This window comes from Terriglobales bacterium (genome assembly GCA_035573675.1).
Lineage (GTDB): Bacteria > Acidobacteriota > Terriglobia > Terriglobales > Acidobacteriaceae > DATMAB01.
Genome location: DATMAB010000013.1, coordinates 78,144 through 94,928 on the forward strand (window position 1 = coordinate 78,144; position 16,785 = coordinate 94,928).

The window sequence follows — 16,785 nt, forward strand, 5'->3', positions numbered from 1 at the left end:
GATCGGTATCAGCGAGACCCTATGGCAACGTCGACTCTTGCAGTCCAGCTCACCGAAGCCGAACTGAAACTGCTGCAGACCCTCATCTACCAGGAATGCGGCATGTACTTCGATGAGCGGCGCGTGCATTTCCTCCAGGACCGCCTGCAGCGCCGGCTGAAAGCCACCCAGCTCGACACCTTCTATCACTACTACCGGCTGCTCACCAGCCGCGAGGGCAAAAACGAACTGGGCGCGCTGCTGGAAAACCTGACCGTCAACGAGACCAGCTTTTTCCGCAACAAGCCCCAGCTCGATCTCTTCCACAAGACCATCCTGGAAGAGATGCTGAACCGCAAGCAGGAACGGCGCGATTTCACGTTGCGCATCTGGAGCGCAGGCTGCTCCACCGGCCAGGAGCCCTACACGCTGGCCATCCTGGTGGCCGACGCGCTGGCCTACTACTACCTGCGCAATCCCCTGCCCTTCGAGATGCCGACGCCCAAGCCGCTGATCCCGCCGCCGTGGAAGGTGGAGATCCTGGCCTCGGACATCAGCTACAGCGTGCTGCGCGCCGGGCAGGAAGGCATCTACCCCGAGCACCAGATGGATGCCGTGGACTACTCCTACCGGCTTCGCTACTTCGACAAGGTGGGCGACCGTTACGCGGTGAAGAAGGCCGTGAAGGACCTGGTCCACTTCGACTTCCACAACCTGAAAACCGAGTTTCTGCCGCAGCGCAACGACTTCATCTTCTGCCGCAACGTGATGATCTACTTCGACGAAGCCGAGCAGAAGCGCCTGATCGACAAGTTCTACCGCTGCCTGAACCCGTACGGCTACCTGTTTGTGGGACACGCCGAGAGCCTGTTTGGCCTGACCGACAAGTTCCGCATGATCCACCAGAACAACGGCACCTGCTACCAGCGCATCGAGGTGAACGCGTGAAGCTGTTCGACGAAGAACGCGCCGGCGAACTCCGCGAACTCTTCTTCGAGAGCGCTCTCGAACTGCTGCAGGTGCTCAACGAGCAGGGTCTCGAGCTGGAGAAGAATCCGGGCGACGCCGAAACCGTGCGCGCGGTGCGCCGCACCGTGCACACGCTCAAGGGCGACTCCGCCGCCTGCGGCTACCGCGAGCTGAGCGAGCTGGCCCACGAACTGGAAGACGCTCTTACGCCGGAAATGGCAGCGCGCGCCGGGCGCGCCCTGGCGGAAGTGGTGCTGGGCGCCGCCGACGTCTTCGAGGCCATGCTGCGTGCCTTCCGCAGCGGCCAGCCCGTGCCCTCCGGCGAGCCGGTGCGCGTCGCCGTGCGCGCGCTCATCGAAGGCAAGCCGGAGCCCTCCCCCAAGGCATCTTCCGCTCCCAGCTTTTCCTGGTCGGAGTACGAACTGGTGGTGATAGCGGACGCAGCCCGTCAAGGCGCCGTGGTTCACAACGTGCTGGTGACTCTAGACCCACAATGCGCCATGCGCGGCGCGGCGGTACAACTGGTCCGCAACGTGCTGGACGAACTGGGCACGGTGCTGGCCATGCGGCCGGAAGAGGTGGCTCCGGAAACGCAGGTCGCAGCGGTCGAGGCCGCGCTGGCGTCGGAGCGCTCCCCGGAAACCATTGCGCAGAAGTGCCGCATCCCGGCCGTGGTGGCCGGTGTGCGCATTGAGCGCTGGACCCCGGCGGCCGAGACGGAACAAGTCGAAGCTGACTTCCCTGCCGCCGGCACGGCAGCCAGCCAGGCCACAGCCGCCACCGCGCCCGCAGAGAAACCCGGGGCGCCCCGCACTACTCTCGCCGAGAACGTGCTGCGCGTGGACGCCGAGCGCATCGACCAGGTGCTGAACCTGGTGGGCGAACTGATCATCGGCAAGTCCATGCTGCACCAAGTGGTGCTCGACTTCGAGCGCCGCTTCCCCAAGGACCCGCTGCGCGCCCGCCTAGCGGACACGCTGGCCTTTCAGGCCCGGGTGCTGAACGACCTGCAGAAGGGCGTCATGAAAGTGCGCATGGTGCCGGCCGAGCAGCTCTTCCGCCGCTTCCCGCGCATCGTGCGCGACGTGGCCCACACGCAAGGCAAACAGGTCACAACCGTCCTCTCCGGGCAGGACACCGAACTCGACAAGAGCATCCTCGATACGCTGGCCGAGCCGCTCACGCACCTGGTACGCAACGCGGTGGACCACGGCATCGGAACGCCGGAGGATCGAGCCGCCGCAGGCAAGCCCCGCGAGGGCACGGTGCGGCTTGACGCCTATCACCAGGGCAACCAGGTGGTCATCGAAGTAGCCGATGACGGCCGCGGCATCGACCGCAACAAGGTGATGGCCAAGGCCATCGAGCGCGGCTTAATCAGCGCCGAGGACGCCGCCCGCTTGAGCGATTCCGAGGCCCTGGCGCTGATCTTCCATCCCGGATTGAGCACGGCCGAGCAGGTGACGGCGATTTCCGGACGCGGCGTGGGCATGGACGTAGTGAAGACCGTCGTGGACGGAATGAAGGGCACCATCAGCATCGAGAGCGAGCCCGGCCGCGGAACACGTTTCTTCCTGCGCGTGCCGCTGACGCTGGCCATCATCAAGGCGCTGCTGTTCCGCGTGGAAGAGCGCATGTACGCCGTGCCCTTGGCCTCGGTGGTAGAGATCGCACGCGCCCCGCAGTCAGAGATCCGGCGCGTGGGCGAACACGAAGTCATCCGCCTGCGCAATGAAGTGCTGACCGTGGTGCGGCTCGACCGCCTGGCCGGACGTCCGGCCGGCATAGCGCCCAAGGTATTCGTCATCGTGGTGGCGCTGGGCGAACGCAAGTTCGGACTCATCGTGGATCGGCTGGTCGGCGAAGAAGAACTGGTCATCAAGGCGCTCGAAGACCGGCTGGTCTCGACCGAATTCGTGAGCGGAGCTTCCATCCTGGGCGACGGTACCGTAGTGCTGATCCTGAATCTGGCTGTAGTGGTGGAGCGGCTGAGCTGCGCCGTCGAGGAGGAGGTGCCGGCATGAGCGATCCAGTTCGCGTGCTGGTGGTGGACGACTCCGCCCTGATGCGCAAGCTCATCCCTCAGATCCTGGAGCGCGACTCTTCGCTCCAGGTCGTAGGTACGGCCATGGACGGCGCCTTCGGGCTCAAGAAAATCGAGGAACTGCAGCCGCACGTGGTCACGCTCGACCTGGAGATGCCGCGCATGGATGGCATTGAGACGCTGCGTGAAGTCACTCGGCGCTGCCGGGTGCCGGTGATCGTGGTGAGCGCGCACACAACCCAGGGGGCTTCCGCGACCTTCAAGGCGCTGGCCATGGGCGCGTTCGACTTCGTGGCCAAGCCGCGCGACGCCGCCCAGGCCCGCATGGATCAGATCGCCGCCGAACTGATCGGCAAGATCAAGGTGGCGGCGCAGAACGGCGTGCCGCAACGCCCTCCGCAGATGCCGATGGAAACCCGCCGGGTGAACAAACCGGCGGTTCGCTTCCGGCGGCGGCCGACGCGCGTGGTCGCGATCGGAATCTCGACCGGCGGGCCCAATGCGCTGCAATACATGCTTTCGCAGCTCCCCGGCGACTTCCCCGGCAGCATCGTGGTAGTCCAGCACATGCCCGAGGGCTTCACGGAGATGTTCGCGCGGCGGCTGGACGAGTGCTGCGCCATCGACGTGAAGGAGGCCCAGTCCGGCGATCTGCTGCTGGCGGGAAGGGCGCTCATCTGTCCGGGCAACCGCCACATCCGCGTCCGTCAGATGCCGCTTGGAGACCTGGTGGTGCTCTCGGACGAGGACAAGGTAAACGGCCACCGCCCGTCGGTCGATGTGCTGTTCCGTTCCGCGGCGCAACAGTTCGGCGACCGGGCTGTGGCGGTGATCATGACCGGCATGGGTGAGGACGGCGCCGAGGCCATGGGCCAGGTACGCGCGCTGGGCGGCGTCACCGTCGCGCAGAGCGAAGAGTCGTGCGTGGTGTACGGCATGCCGCGCGCCGCCATCGAACGCGGCCACGTGCAGCGCGTCGTCCCGCTGGACGCCTTGGCCAACACACTTCAGGCGATGTGCGCCGCCGAGCGCGCCCACGCCGGCAAGGTTTTGCTCGGAACTCACTGAGAGGTGCTTTATGGAACACTTCGCGGCTCTACTGCGCAGCAGTGACAGGCAGCCGGTCCGCTACCTGATCGTGGACGACTCGGTCTTCGCGCGCCGCAACCTGGCGCGCCTGGTGGAGTCCTTCGGGGGCACCGTGGTGGGCGAGGCCGGCGATGGTTGCACAGCCATCACCGAGTACGAGCGCACCCGGCCCGACATCGTGCTCATGGATATCACCATGCCGCAGATGGAAGGCATCGAGGCCTCCGAGCGCATCGTGCGCCAGTTTCCGGACGCGCGCATCGTCATGGTCTCCTCCGTCGGCTATCAGGAGAACATCGTGGCCGCCCTGCAGAAGGGCGCCCGCCATTTCGTCCAGAAGCCGGTGAAGGCCGAGGTGCTCTACGACGTGGTCCGCTACGTGATGGGCGAGGAAGGCGTCACCACCCAAATTACCACCGCGGAGGTGCAGGGATGAGGATGGAGCTGATCCAGCCGTTCATCAATGCCGCCGACGCCGTGCTGGCCGAGACCCTGCAGTGCACTACGCAAATCGGCGGGGTCAGCATGGAGGAGGCGGCCTACCGGCGCCGCGGTGTCGCCGCCGTGGTCAACATCCAGGGTGACATCGAAGGCCGCATCATCCTCGACCTCGACCCGCAGACGGCCACCAACGTGGCCACCAAGCTCCTGGGCGAACCGGTGGGTTCGGACGCCATGGTCCAGGAAACCGTGTTCGAGCTGGCCAACCAGATCATCGGGAACGCGGTGACCATGCTCAACGACGGGGGTTTCCGCTTCAAGATCCACCCGCCGGAGCCACCGGCCGACCAGGGTCCCCGCAGCAGCGAGGACACCGAAGCCCTGGTCATGTGCTTCGACACGCCCAGCGGCAGCATGTTCATGAACATCGCCATGCGCTACAACCGTCGCCGCAAGAGCGAGCGGGAAGCCGTGGTGGTGGGATAGCCGAAGCGACGGTTGCGCGGCGTGCCGGCCGCGCAACGACTTTCGCAGCCATGCGGACGATCGGACGGGCGGGAGCGTGCTCCCGCCCGCTCTTGTTTATCGGCGAACCGCGAAAGGAATGACCCCTACGGCGTAGTGAGCACGAAGACCGGTGTTTGCCGCGGGCAGGTCACGCTGCTCGTATCGGTGCAGAGCGGATCGACCTTGGGCGCCATAAACGTCTGCACCACCGTGTCGTTCGAGGTCTGGATGTCGCTGATGGTCTGCGAGCCCTGGTTGGCCACGAACACCTTGGTGCTGTCGGAAGCGGCGTCGAGCGAAACGGGCCGGGTCCCCACGGCTACTGTGCGGGCCACAGTGTTGCTGCTGGCGTTGATCACCGTAACGTTGTTGCTGTCGCGGTTGGCCACGTAAACCCGCGTGCCGTCGGGCAGCGGCGCGATGGAAACCGGAGCCAGTCCTGTGGCCGCGCCAGCAGGCAGGTTCGTGTCCAGGGGCACTACGGTTACGGTCAAAAAATTCGGAGAAGCCGCGTCGGCATTGATGATGCTCACGCTGTTGCTCCCGGTGTTGGCCACATAGACGCGGAGCAGACGCGGATCAAAGCGCAGGAAACTGGGCGTGGCGCCCACCGGGATGGTGGCCGCGACCGTGTCCGTCGACGTCAGGATGACGCTCACCGTCTGGTCGGCCTGGTTCAGAACGTAGAGCCGGGCGCCATCGGAACTCATGGCCCCTGCGATCGGCGCATTCCCGACCGTGATCGTGCCCAGGATGGAGTTGTCGACATTGGCGATCACGGTGACGGTGCCGTTGGCGTTGACGGAGTACAGCTTGGCGCCGTTCGGCGTTCCCGCCAGGGCTACGGGCGTGCTCCCCGCCGGCAGGGCGATCTCGGCCACCAGAACGTCGGTGGTGACGTCGATCACCCCGACGCGGTCGGTGCCGGACTCCGCCACGTACATGCGGTTGTTCACGTTGCTGTGGGCGTACACCGGAGCCGAACCCGGCGGCAAACTGAGGGTCCGTACCGTGGCGCCGGCGAGGAACGTCAGATAGGTGCTGACGCTGTCGCTGTCTCGGTTGACCACGTAGGCGCGTGCGCCGCTGGGCGGAAGCAACGCGGCATGTACCGGGCCGGTACCTACGTCCCGCTGGGCGCTGGCGGTGTCACCCGCGGCGTTGTAGTGGCTCACGCTGCCCACGGCCGCGCCGTTCTGGTTGACCACCAGGGCCAAGCGAGTTGCGGAAGGGTCACCCCCCGGCTGCGGAATGGGCGTGGCGATGGGGCGGAAGGTCTCTCCGCATCCGGTCACCAGCAGGATAAGAAGGACTGTGGCCGCCTGGCCAGCCCCGCGATATGAGTTCATCCAGACTCCCGCTGCCGGTCGTAGCGAAAACTGACTGTCATCACGATGCAAACGCGTTATTGTAATGGCTCCGTCAGTATTCAGTCCAACACGCCGCTGCCATGCAAAGCCTTTCCGCTCCTGGTCGCATCGGGTCCACGGTCCGCGTGGCGTGGCCGCTGGCTGCGCTCACTGTGCTGCTGATGGCGGCTGCCGTCCGGTTAATCCTGCTGGCCGACCGCGAACCCGGCTTGGCGCAGCGCTTGTTCGTGGCTTTGACGCTCACCGCGGCGCTGGCGTTGGCCGCTCGGTGGTTGCGCGCAGTGACCAATGGCGGAGCGCTGGCCGGCTCGGCCGCCGCTCTGCTGCTGTTTGTGGGCGGCGGATGGGCGCTCTTCGCCGGTCTGGTCGCGCTGTTCGTCCTCACCGCTCTGGGGACTCGCATGGGCCGCGCGCGCAAGGAGCAACTGGGAACCGCAGAAAGCCGTGCCGGCCGGTCGGCTGCGCAGATTCTGGCGAACACCGGAGCGGCCGGCCTGCTGGCAGCGTTTTCGCCGGGTAGCGAGAACCCGGTGCCCCTGATGGCGGCTGCAACGGCTGCGCTGGCGGAAGCCGCGGCGGACACGGTCTCCAGCGAATACGGGCAGGCCGCCCCTCGCCCCACCTTTCTTGTCACCACCGGTGAGCCGGTTCCGCCCGGCACCGACGGTGGCGTCAGCTTGGCCGGCACTGTCGCTGGAATGCTGGCCGCCGCCCTGGTGGTGGCCACCTGCGTGGTGGCCGGCGCGGTACCCATGACCTTTGCCGTCCCCCTGGCGCTCGCGGGCAGCGTCGGCATGCTGGTGGACAGCACCCTGGGCGCGATATGGGAGCGTCGCGGCCGGCTTTCCAATGACACTGTGAATCTGTTCGGCACACTCAGCGCTGCCCTTCTGGCGTGGCTCTGGCTCCGCTGACTTGGCGGGCGAAACGGATTCATGTAAGGTTTCCGGCTGCTTCCAGTTGATCTCATGCGACGCGCTCGCTGCCTGTGGCTGCTGATCTTCGCTGTCTCCTGCGTGGCGGCGCAGGACTATGACGTGCTCATCCGTAACGGCCGGGTGGTGGACGGCTCCGGCAACCCCTGGGTGGATGCGGATGTAGGCATCATCGGCGACCGCATCGCGTTCGTGGGGCACGCCGCCGACAGCGTGACCGCACGGCAGACGATTGACGCCAGGGGGAAAGTCGTCGCGCCCGGCTTTATCGACATGCTGGGGCAGAGCGAGTACTCGCTTCTGATCGACCGGCAGGCCGTCAGCAAGCTGACCCAGGGGATCACGACTGAGATCACCGGAGAAGGCAATTCCGTGGCGCCGGTGAATGCTACATCGCTGGCGGAACTCCAGGACTTCCTGCGCACCTACGGAATCGCCGTGGACTGGCAGTCGCTCGATGAATACTTCCGGCGGCTCGAGCAGCAGGGCATGGCCATCAACCTGGGTACGTTCGTGGGCGCGGCCCAGGTTCGCCAGATGGTGCTGGGGAACGAGGACCGCGCGCCTACGGCCGGTGAGCTTGCCCGCATGCAGACTCTGGTGGAAGACGCCATGTACGACGGCGCAATGGGTCTTTCCACCTCCCTCATCTATCCGCCCGGCTCGTTCGCCACGACGGACGAGCTGTTAACGCTGGCGCGGATGGCCGCACGCCACGGCGGCATTTATGCCTCGCACATCCGCGATGAAGGGGCGCACATCCAGCCGGCACTGGAAGAAGCGTTCCGTATTGGAAGAGAGGCCGGCCTGCCGGTCGAGATTTGGCATCTGAAGGTCGCCGGCCGTCCCAACTGGGGAAAGATGGGCGAGGTCATCGCCGCCATCGAGCGGGCGCGAGCCGCGGGGCTCGACGTCACTGCCGACCTGTATCCGTATGTGGCTTCGGCCACCACCCTTTCGGCCATCGTTCCTCCGAAGTACCAGGAGGGAGGCACGGAAGCCTACCTCGCGCGGCTTCGCGACCCGGCCCAGCGCGCTGCCATCCGCCGCGACTTGGAAACCGGCCTCCCAGGCTTCGAGAACATGTGGCAAGGCCTCACAGGACCGGAGGGCATCCTGGTCGTCTCCGTCCTCTCGCCGGAACTAAAGAGGTACGAAGGCCGCAACCTGGCCGAGATCGCGGCCGAGCAGAAGAAAGATCCGCTGGATGCGGCGCTCGATCTGATCATTGCGGACCACAACAACGTCGGCGCGGTGTACTTCGAGATGAACGAAGAGGACGTGCTTTTGGCGCTGCGGCAGCCCTGGGTCGCCGTGGATACGGACGCCGGGGCCACCAATCCGCAGGGACCGCTGGGCGCGACCAAGACCCACCCGCGCGCCTACGGATCTTTCACCCGCATCCTGGGCAAGTACGTGCGGGAGGAGAAGCTGTTGCGCCTGGAGGCCGCCATCCGCAAGTTCACGTCCCTGCCCGCACAGCGCATGAAGCTCGCGGACCGCGGCCTGCTGCGTCCCGGGTATTTCGCCGATATCACCATCTTCGACCCGGCAACCGTCCGCGACCTGGCCACGTTCGCGGATCCGCACCAGCCGTCAGCGGGCATCGAGTATGTATTCGTCAACGGCGTTCTCGCGTTGGAGCACGGCAAGGTCACCGGCCGGATGGGCGGGCGCCCGCTGCGTGGCCCCGGCTGGCTGGCGCGTGATTACTCGCCCGACGGTCTCCCGCCCCGCGGCCAACTGCAAGGCGTAGTCACCGACGAGGAAGGCTGGCCTCTGCCGCGCACCAGCGTCACACTATTCGACGCTGCCGGGAAGGCGCTGGGCAACTTCACCACGCGCAAGGACGGGCGCTACCAGATTCCGCACCAGACCGAGTGCCGCGCCTGCCGCCTGCGGGCCGAGCGCGCCGGTTTCGCTACCGCCGAAGCAAAGGTAGACTACAACGGCGCCAATTCCCTGTGGTTCAGCTTCGCCCTGCACCGTCTGGAGCCGCCTGCTGAAACCGGGCCCTGAGCGGCGAACCTTTCGCCTTCCGGGAGGCATCTGATGGTCAAGTCAACCATGAACCTGCGCACTTTCCTGATCGCCGGCGCCCTCGCCGTGACCCTGTTTCTGTTCGCCCAGCGCAAGGCCGAGATTCCCGCTGCGCCCGGCTTCAGCGCCGTCATCGACCTGACCCAGCCGTTGAGTGAAAAGTTTCCCAACTGGGAAGGCACGGAAAAATCGCCGTTCGAGGCGCGACCCCTCGGCCGGATGGAGAGAGACGGATACTTCACCCGCACCATTTCGCTTCCCGAACACTTCGCCACTCATGTGGATGCCCCCGCCCACTTCGCCGCCGGACGCTGGACCGTGGATCAGATTCCGCCGGAGCGCCTCGTTGCACCGTTGGTGCTGCTGGATGTGCGTCATCACGTGCGCGGCAACGCCGACTACCAGATCACCATCGAGGACGTGGCCCACTGGGAGCAGGCCAACGGGCAGATCCCGGCTGGAGCAATCGTTGTGGCCTACACCGCCTGGGCCGCGCGCGCGGCCTCCATGAAGGACTATCGCAACCCCGATGCCGCCGGCGTCATGCACTTCCCCGGCTTCCTGCCGGAGACAGCGCGCTTTCTGGTGGAGTCACGCAACGTCGTCGCGCTGGGCATCGACACCATGAGCGTGGATTACGGCGCGTCCACGAATTGGCCGGTGCACAAATACACTGCGGCCCGCAGCGTCTACCACATCGAGAACCTGGGCGACCTCAGCCGCGTTCCGGAGGTCGGCGCTCTCATCGTGGTCGCGCCCGCCAAGCTGGCCGGCGGCTCAGGCGGTCCCGCCCGAGTGCTGGCACTTGTAAAGTAATGGACTTGGTGATTGTTTCGATTTTCAATCACCAAGTCGCCAATTCGCCGAATCGCCAGATCACATAGCTGACCACCTCTCGCAGGACCAGTCTGCTTCTCTCCCAGCCTGACGCTCCTTGCGGCCGTGGCGAGCCATGCACTTCCAGGCCTTTGCTTTCCAGCATGCGCCGGATGCGGAACATGTGGTAGTCATCGCTGACCGTCACACAACTGTGCAAGCCGTTGGCGCGCATGATTACGGCCACGCGCCGGGCCGCTTCTTCCGTGTCGCTGCTCTGCGTCTCGGCGATGATGGAGGGCTCCGGAACGCCGCGGGCCACCAGGTAATCACGTCCCACGCTGCCTTCATTGAACGTCGGGTCGCCGCCGGCGCCGCCGGTGGTGATGACGAAGGGCGCCAGGCCGCGCTGGAACAGATCGTAGGCATGGTCGAGCCGCGCCCGGTACACGGGGGAGGGTCGCCCGCTGTACTGTGCCGCGCCAAAGACCACAATGGCGTCCGCAGGTTGCGCGTCATCCACGGTGGACTCTCGCAAGATGTGCCTGTAAAGCACTGCGCCATAGACGACCGCCGCGAGGGGGAAGAAAAACAGCAGCCGGCGCGGCCAGCGGCGCGGCCATCGACCGGCGTTCATGCCTGCTCGAGGAACGCCGCGATCTCCTTGGCGGGAATGGCTCCCTCGCGCAGCAGCCGCCAGCCGCCGCTTTCGTCCGACAGGTCCACGATGGTGGAGGCGACACTGCGGGTCGAAGGCCCTCCGTCCACGATGGTGGGCAGGCGATTTCCCAGCTGTTCGCGCACGCCTTCCGCCGTCGTGCACTCGGGAGCGCCGCTCAGGTTGGCCGAGGTCGCGGTGATGGGCACGCCGGCGGCGCGGATGACGGCCACTGGCACGGTCGCCGCCGGCACCCGCAGGGCCACGTTGCCGCTGTTGGCCGTCACCTTGAGCGGCAGCCGCGAGGCCGCTTTCACGATGATGGTGAGCGGACCCGGCCAGAACTTCGCCGCCAGCTCGAAGAACTGCGCGGGCAGCGGGCGCGCCAGCTCGATCGCCTGGTCTTCCGACTCGATGAGCAGCGAGAGCGGTTTGTGCCGCGATCGTCCCTTGATGTCGTAAATATGCTCGACGGCGCGCAGGTTGAAGGGATCGGCGGCCAGCCCGTAAAACGTGTCGGTGGGCATGCCGATCACTTCTCCGCGGCGGATCTGTTCGGCGACGTAGCCCACCAGCGAGGGCTCCGGCTTCTCGCAGTTGATGCGGATGACTTCGGCGGGCAAAGCGCGTCCTTCCCTGAGGACGGGGCGAAACTAACACATCCCCCGGCGGCCCGCAAGAAAACCTCCACGCAGCCGCCGTAACTTACAGTTTGCGGCTTTCGCCCACCGGCTTGCAAGCGCTGGGCGGTTGACACCGCCGGCTCGCTGGGGTGCCTCAACCTCGGCTCCGACCCAAGGCAGTATGATGGCAGTCGTGCCCAACGGCGTTCAGGAACGCATGGGGCGCGTGGCCGGACGGCACAGCGCCCTGCTCAAGGAGTTGCGGCGGGCCTTTGCCCGTTCCGAGCGCACGCGCCAAGGCTGCCTGGCCATCGAGAGCGTGCGCCTCGTGGAAGAGGCCATTCGCAGTGGATTGCGTTTTCGCGCCGTGTTCTTCGCCGAGTCTGCAGAACCCACGGCCAGGCGCCTCTTGCCCCAGCTCGGCAGCCATGTGGAGACTCTGCTCGTGCCGGACCGCTTGTTCGCGGACGTCGTAGCTACGGAGTCGCCGCAGGGCGTGGCCGCACTCGTCCATCTCAAGGACTTCCACCTCGACGACGCATTGCGCGCATCCCAGCCGCTCGTTCTCCTGGCGGCCGGCATACAAGACCCGGGCAATCTGGGAACCATGATGCGCTCCGCCGAAGCCTTCGGCGCTACCGGCGTGCTGCTGGGCGAGAAGACCGTTAGTCCGTTCAACGCCAAGGTGGTGCGTGCCGCTTCGGGCTCGCTGTTCCGGCTTCCGGTCATCCCGGTCGCCCTGGCGGAAGCGATAGGCACGCTTCGCGGCCGCAGCCTGCGCGTGCTCGCAGCCTCCTCCCACAAAGGCACGCGGCTCGACCAGGCCAGGCTCGATGGCCCTCTGGCCCTGGTGGTCGGCAACGAAGCCACGGGCGTTCCGCGAGACGTCCTGAAGCTGGCCGACGAACTGGTGATGATTCCGCACACGCCCCGCGTGGAGTCCCTCAACGCCGCCGTCGCCGCGTCCATCGTGCTGTACGAGGCCGCAAGGCTAAGGCGAGGCAGCGATGCTGGCCACCGAGGGGTACAGTGATTTGGTGATTTGGTGATTTGGTGATTTGGTGATTTGGTCCTTGATGATTCTGGCCTTTCCAATTCGACGATTTCAAGTCACCAAATTACCGGATTACCCAATTACCAAATTCCTCCGTGTCTCTGTGCCTCAGTGGTGAGAAATGAGCCTGTTCCAGCCCATCCCGTCGAGTGAGCCGCTTCCGGGCCGCCCCCTCGCCGACCGCATGCGTCCGCAGTCGCTCGAGGAGTTCGTCGGGCAGGAGCACATTCTCGCTCCGGGCAAGCCGCTGCGCGCGCAGATGGAGCGCGACGACATCCGCTCCGTCCTCTTCTGGGGGCCTCCGGGCTCGGGCAAAACCACGCTGGCGAAGATCATCGCCCGCCTCACCCGCTCGGAGTTCGTCGAGTTCTCGGCGGTCCTGGCGGGCATTGCCGAGATCAAGCGTGTCATGGCGGAAGCCGAAAAGGCGCGGCAATACGGCACTCGCACCATCGTCTTCATCGACGAGATCCACCGCTTCAACAAGGCCCAGCAGGACGCCTTCCTGCCTTACGTCGAGCGCGGCACCATCACGCTCATCGGCGCCACCACCGAGAATCCCTCGTTCGAGATCATCTCGGCGCTGCTCTCCCGCTGTCGCGTGTACACGCTGAACCAGCTTACCGAAGAGCAGATCGTGCGGCTGCTCCGCCGTGCGCTGGCCGACCGTCAGCGCGGCCTGGGCGACCTGAACCTCAAAGTCTCGGACGAGGTCCTGGCGCGCATCGCGGCCTACTCCAGCGGCGACGCCCGTTCCGCCTACAACGTGCTGGAGGTCGCCGCAGCCACCGCGCGCGCAGGTGTTGCGCCCGCTGCTCCGGCTGAAATCACCACGGAAATCGTGCAGGACGCGCTGCAGAAGCGCGTGCTGCTCTATGACAAGCAGGGCGAGGAGCACTACAACCTGATCTCCGCGCTGCATAAATCGGTGCGCAACAGCGATCCCGACGCCGCGCTCTACTGGCTGGCGCGCATGCTCGAGGCCGGCGAAGATCCCCTCTACATCGCCCGGCGCGTAGTGCGCATGGCGGTGGAGGATATCGGCATGGCCGACCCGCAGGCGCTCGGCGTCACCATGGCGGCGCGCGACGCTGTGGACTTCATCGGCATGCCGGAGGGCAATCTGGCCCTGGCCGAAGCGGTGGTGTACCTGGCCCTCGCGCCCAAGTCCAACGCTCTGTACACCGCCTACGGCGCCGTGCTGCAGGACGTGGAGCAGACCGCCGCCGCACCCGTCCCGCTGCATCTGCGCAACGCTCCCACCGGCCTGATGAAAGCGCTCGGCTACGGCAAGGGATACCAGTACGCCCACGACGTCGAGGGCAAGATCGCCGACATGGAGTGCCTGCCGGAGAGCCTGCGCGGCCGCACCTACTACCGACCGACAGGCGAAGGCCTCGAAGCCGAACTGCGGAAGAAGATCGAGGAAATCCGGAAGCGCCGATCCCGCGACAACCACGAACGCTAAACGGGAGAACGCTCAGGCGAAGCGCGCCCGATGTTCCTTCAGGATGCAGCGGTCCATCACTACGAAGATGCCGGCCTTGCGCGCCTTGGCTGCCGCTTCCTCGTGAATCACACCTTCCTGCATCCAGATGGCGGGCACCTTGAGTTCGATGGCGAGGTCCACGACCTCGGGCACGAACTGCGGACGGCGGAAGATGTCCACGATGTCGATCTTCTCCGGCACATCGCGCAGCGACGGCCAGGCCTTCTCCCCCAGCGCACCGCGGATATTGGGATTCACCGGGATGATGCGGTAGCCGGCGGTTTGCAGGTATGCGGCCACGCCGTAGCTGGGGCGCAGCGGGCTCGAACTCAGGCCCACGACCGCGATGTTCTGCGCGCGCTGCAGCAGGTCGTGAATCTCGTCCTGGACCTTGGCCTCGGGCAACGGTTCCTCGCCGAACCGAAGGCGACATTGTACGGGAAGCGAGCCTCGCCTTCCCAGTCCGGCCCGTCGTATAGTGAACACAACATGCGGCGCTGGAAGCGAGCGGCGACCTGGGCGGCTCTGGCTTGCGCAGCGGGAGCGCTTTTCTCGGGATGCTTCGTGCGCTCGCTGCATCCGTTTCTGGCCATCGGCGACGCCGTGTTCGAGCCCGCGCTGGTCGGAACCTGGGAGTCGCAGGACCAGAACGGCAAGGGCAAGGCTTCGCTCACCTTCACGCGTGCCGGCGAAACCGGCTATGAGCTGGAGTACCGTGACCCGGAGATCGCGCGCGTCGCCCGCTACAAGGTGAATCTCGGCCTCATCGGCAACCAGCGCTACTTCGACATCACGCCGGTCCCCGAGAAGGACCTCGACGACCACTACATCGCGGGCCACAGCCTCTGGCGGGTCACGCTGCAAGGCGGCACGCTGACTCTAGAGCAATTGGATTACGACTGGCTCAAGGTGCTGCTCACCAAACAACGAACGGCGTTGGATCACGAAGTCGTGGAGGGCGACATCGTGCTCACCGCTTCGACCGAGGAGCTGCAGCGCTTCGTGCTCCGCTACGCCGGCGACCCCAAGGCGTATTCGAACAAGTCCGCCTGGAAGAAGAAATAACCCTATTCGGATTTCTTGCCGCCCGGCGGCGCGCTCTTCATCTTGAACTGCTTCAGCGCCAGCTTGCGCAGCGTCTCGGGGACGTTCTTGTTGCCGGAGAGGCTTTTGAGGTCGGCCAGATTCAGGTGGTTCATCAGGTTGAGAGAGAGGTCCAGCGGGCAGCGCGGATTGTTGACCAGATTCTTGATGACCACCGAACTCTTCATGAACTTGCGGTTGCGCGCGATGTCGCGCAGCACGCTCTCCTGCACGTTCTTCATGGCGGCGAAGGTTTCGACCTCGGCGTCGGAGAGCTTGGGCGACTGCAGCACGGCGCTGGAGACGACTTTGGAACCGTCGCGGATGAGGATGAAGCGCTCGTCCTTGTTGCCCTTCATGGCCAGTTGCACGCGCTGGCCCACGGTGAGGCGGGAGATTTTTTGCAGCGTGGAGATGCGCTCCCGCTGCTCGCCCTCGGGCTTCGCCGCCTGAGCCGTCGCGGCCGTGGCGGCCGCCGCAACGGGTGCTTCGTCTTCGTCGGCCTCGGCGCCGCCCACCAGCTCGAAGGGCTTGCCTTCCTCGGCAGCAATCTCGGCGGCGTGCTCGACCTCGTACTCCGTTTTCGCCGTGTCGGCTTCGGCATTGCCCAGATCCGCAGCCAGCTCGGCGGCGGTTTCTCCCAGTGCTGCCAGCGCCTGCTTGATCTTTTCCATTTCCTCCGGCTTGACCGCAGGATTGGAAGCCAGAGCGTGGAGCACATCCACCGACTTGCGGGCGCGCTCGCTGGCCAGCAGCATCTCAACCGCCTCGCGCGAGGGCGTCGCGGCCAGCTCCACCACGCGCGATTCGCGCAGCGCGGGGTTCTCGATGAGCGCCGGCAAGAGACGGGGCCGCCGGTTCTGCGGCGCGATGAAGTACTCCAGCACCTGCCAGGGTGTGGCCGGATCGCTGACTGCCTCCAAGCAGCACTTTTCGTCCCAGCCCGCGAGCGTCATTCGTGCCTGCTCGCCGAAGATGGCGTGCGCAGAGAGGTAGACGAGGATCTCGATCATCTCCCCCGGAGGAACTGTGAGCGCGCCCTTGGCGGCGGTGCGCATCACGGCCGCCGGCACCGCCGACTCGCGGATGAGATCGATCATGCGCGCCATGGCGAAAACGGGTCGGGCACAAGGTACCACAGCTTTCTGGCGAGCCGAGTAGTAACTCCGAAGTCAGCCCGGAATGCCTACCCCCACCCCCTCTCGTCGCTAATGGAATCATAGAGTTACGGGGCGAGATCCCGCCCGGTCCCGGCATCTAAAGGAGTTAGAGGTAAAGTCCCGTGGTGAAAGGACTTAGCCGACAAGCTCTAGCTTCGTCCAGGATTTCAGCCTGCGGACCTGGCTCCACTCACACCCGCAAACACGTCGATTTTTCAAAGAACCCAGGGGCGATTCCGAGGAGAACCCGGGATGTTGTCCCATCGGCACTTAGCCGAATGAGAATCTAACCTGGGCTATCTTAGCAACTCTGCAGTGCCGTTGTCAAGGGGAAAAAGCGAACAAGGAGCGAAGGCGGCTCTTGTTCCGGTTTCGGAACGGGATTGAACTTTTCGCTTGACTCCGCCTGATGTGTGGTAAGAAGGCGTCTTTGCAGGAATTTATGACAGCAGTCCAACGCAAGAGGAGGCGCTGAGACATGAATCGTGCGCTGGCAGGAATCTTGGCGGGGATGGCACTGTCCATAGC

The 16,785-nt window shown here is 65.5% G+C and carries 16 protein-coding genes; 11 read left to right on the forward strand and 5 right to left on the reverse strand.

Features of this window, described 5'->3' with window-relative positions:
- Nucleotides 1-21: 21 nt before the first annotated feature.
- From VNK82_05000 to VNK82_05020, 5 genes are read left to right on the forward strand one after another with little or no spacing between them, the layout of a single operon-like run.
- Nucleotides 22-927, forward strand: coding sequence for a CheR family methyltransferase (locus VNK82_05000; protein ID HXE90305.1), 906 nt, complete (start codon nt 22-24; stop codon nt 925-927).
- Nucleotides 924-2,972 carry a chemotaxis protein CheA gene (locus VNK82_05005; GenBank protein ID HXE90306.1) on the forward strand — a complete coding sequence of 683 codons (2,049 nt, stop codon included), beginning with the start codon at nt 924-926 and terminating at the stop codon, nt 2,970-2,972. The genes VNK82_05000 and VNK82_05005 overlap by 4 nt, the downstream gene beginning before the upstream one ends.
- Nucleotides 2,969-4,060 (forward strand): chemotaxis response regulator protein-glutamate methylesterase, encoded by a 1,092-nt coding sequence (locus VNK82_05010; GenBank protein HXE90307.1) that lies wholly within the window; start codon nt 2,969-2,971, stop codon nt 4,058-4,060. The genes VNK82_05005 and VNK82_05010 overlap by 4 nt, the downstream gene beginning before the upstream one ends.
- A 10-nt stretch (nt 4,061-4,070) precedes the next feature.
- Nucleotides 4,071-4,517 (forward strand): response regulator, encoded by a 447-nt coding sequence (locus tag VNK82_05015; protein HXE90308.1) that lies wholly within the window; start codon nt 4,071-4,073, stop codon nt 4,515-4,517.
- Nucleotides 4,514-5,008, forward strand: coding sequence for a chemotaxis protein CheX (locus tag VNK82_05020; protein HXE90309.1), 495 nt, complete (start codon nt 4,514-4,516; stop codon nt 5,006-5,008). Before VNK82_05015 ends, VNK82_05020 begins: the two co-directional genes overlap by 4 nt.
- 125 nt (nt 5,009-5,133) lie before the next feature.
- On the opposite strand, the gene VNK82_05025 is transcribed toward VNK82_05020, so the two are convergent.
- On the reverse strand, nt 5,134-6,378 hold the full coding sequence (locus VNK82_05025) for a YncE family protein (GenBank protein HXE90310.1): 1,245 nt from the start codon (nt 6,376-6,378) through the stop codon (nt 5,134-5,136).
- Nucleotides 6,379-6,479: 101 nt separating this feature from the next.
- Between VNK82_05025 and VNK82_05030 the strand changes: the two genes are divergently transcribed.
- Genes VNK82_05030 through VNK82_05040 form a run of 3 tightly spaced genes read left to right on the forward strand, consistent with a single transcriptional unit; the run spans nt 6,480 to nt 10,190 of the window.
- Entirely contained in the window at nt 6,480-7,313 is an 834-nt protein-coding gene (locus tag VNK82_05030) for a DUF92 domain-containing protein (protein ID HXE90311.1), read from the forward strand.
- Nucleotides 7,314-7,367: 54 nt separating this feature from the next.
- Nucleotides 7,368-9,353: an amidohydrolase family protein gene (locus tag VNK82_05035; GenBank protein ID HXE90312.1), complete on the forward strand. Its 1,986-nt coding sequence runs from the start codon at nt 7,368-7,370 to the stop codon at nt 9,351-9,353.
- A 33-nt stretch (nt 9,354-9,386) separates the two neighbouring features.
- On the forward strand, nt 9,387-10,190 hold the full coding sequence (locus tag VNK82_05040; GenBank protein HXE90313.1) for a cyclase family protein: 804 nt from the start codon (nt 9,387-9,389) through the stop codon (nt 10,188-10,190).
- Nucleotides 10,191-10,218: 28 nt separating this feature from the next.
- Here the strand turns inward: VNK82_05040 and VNK82_05045 are convergent, their stop codons facing one another.
- Together VNK82_05045 and VNK82_05050 are read right to left on the reverse strand one after the other, a co-directional pair.
- Complete coding sequence (locus tag VNK82_05045; protein HXE90314.1) at nt 10,219-10,827, reverse strand: YdcF family protein; 609 nt, start codon at nt 10,825-10,827, stop codon at nt 10,219-10,221.
- Complete coding sequence (locus VNK82_05050) at nt 10,824-11,471, reverse strand: L-threonylcarbamoyladenylate synthase (GenBank protein HXE90315.1); 648 nt, start codon at nt 11,469-11,471, stop codon at nt 10,824-10,826. Before VNK82_05050 ends, VNK82_05045 begins: the two co-directional genes overlap by 4 nt.
- 181 nt (nt 11,472-11,652) lie before the next feature.
- Between VNK82_05050 and VNK82_05055 the strand changes: the two genes are divergently transcribed.
- Entirely contained in the window at nt 11,653-12,504 is an 852-nt protein-coding gene (locus VNK82_05055; protein HXE90316.1) for an RNA methyltransferase, read from the forward strand.
- A gap of 142 nt (nt 12,505-12,646) precedes the next feature.
- A complete protein-coding gene (locus tag VNK82_05060; GenBank protein HXE90317.1) occupies nt 12,647-13,993 on the forward strand; it encodes a replication-associated recombination protein A in 1,347 nt (448 codons plus the stop codon).
- Between the two features lie 12 nt (nt 13,994-14,005).
- Here VNK82_05060 and VNK82_05065 read toward each other — a convergent pair whose 3' ends face one another.
- Nucleotides 14,006-14,419, reverse strand: coding sequence for a CoA-binding protein (locus VNK82_05065; protein ID HXE90318.1), 414 nt, complete (start codon nt 14,417-14,419; stop codon nt 14,006-14,008).
- Between the two features lie 84 nt (nt 14,420-14,503).
- Between VNK82_05065 and VNK82_05070 the strand changes: the two genes are divergently transcribed.
- Nucleotides 14,504-15,079 carry a hypothetical protein gene (locus VNK82_05070; GenBank protein ID HXE90319.1) on the forward strand — a complete coding sequence of 192 codons (576 nt, stop codon included), beginning with the start codon at nt 14,504-14,506 and terminating at the stop codon, nt 15,077-15,079.
- A 2-nt stretch (nt 15,080-15,081) separates the two neighbouring features.
- Here VNK82_05070 and VNK82_05075 read toward each other — a convergent pair whose 3' ends face one another.
- A complete protein-coding gene (locus tag VNK82_05075) occupies nt 15,082-16,206 on the reverse strand; it encodes a hypothetical protein (protein ID HXE90320.1) in 1,125 nt (374 codons plus the stop codon).
- Nucleotides 16,207-16,785: the final 579 nt, after the last annotated feature.

Excerpts from the sequence above, each read along its gene's own strand:
- VNK82_05075 (HXE90320.1), bottom strand. The coding sequence starts at position 16,206 with ATGGCGCGCATGATCGATCTCATCCGCGAGTCGGCGGTGCCGGCGGCC.
- VNK82_05045 (HXE90314.1), bottom strand. The coding sequence starts at position 10,827 with ATGAACGCCGGTCGATGGCCGCGCCGCTGGCCGCGCCGGCTGCTGTTT.
- VNK82_05020 (HXE90309.1), top strand. The coding sequence starts at position 4,514 with ATGAGGATGGAGCTGATCCAGCCGTTCATCAATGCCGCCGACGCCGTG.
- VNK82_05060 (HXE90317.1), top strand. The coding sequence starts at position 12,647 with ATGAGCCTGTTCCAGCCCATCCCGTCGAGTGAGCCGCTTCCGGGCCGC.
- VNK82_05030 (HXE90311.1), top strand. The coding sequence starts at position 6,480 with ATGCAAAGCCTTTCCGCTCCTGGTCGCATCGGGTCCACGGTCCGCGTG.
- VNK82_05015 (HXE90308.1), top strand. The coding sequence starts at position 4,071 with ATGGAACACTTCGCGGCTCTACTGCGCAGCAGTGACAGGCAGCCGGTC.
- VNK82_05035 (HXE90312.1), top strand. The coding sequence starts at position 7,368 with ATGCGACGCGCTCGCTGCCTGTGGCTGCTGATCTTCGCTGTCTCCTGC.
- VNK82_05010 (HXE90307.1), top strand. The coding sequence starts at position 2,969 with ATGAGCGATCCAGTTCGCGTGCTGGTGGTGGACGACTCCGCCCTGATG.
- VNK82_05070 (HXE90319.1), top strand. The coding sequence starts at position 14,504 with ATGCGGCGCTGGAAGCGAGCGGCGACCTGGGCGGCTCTGGCTTGCGCA.
- VNK82_05055 (HXE90316.1), top strand. The coding sequence starts at position 11,653 with ATGATGGCAGTCGTGCCCAACGGCGTTCAGGAACGCATGGGGCGCGTG.
- VNK82_05040 (HXE90313.1), top strand. The coding sequence starts at position 9,387 with ATGGTCAAGTCAACCATGAACCTGCGCACTTTCCTGATCGCCGGCGCC.
- VNK82_05025 (HXE90310.1), bottom strand. The coding sequence starts at position 6,378 with ATGAACTCATATCGCGGGGCTGGCCAGGCGGCCACAGTCCTTCTTATC.
- VNK82_05000 (HXE90305.1), top strand. The coding sequence starts at position 22 with ATGGCAACGTCGACTCTTGCAGTCCAGCTCACCGAAGCCGAACTGAAA.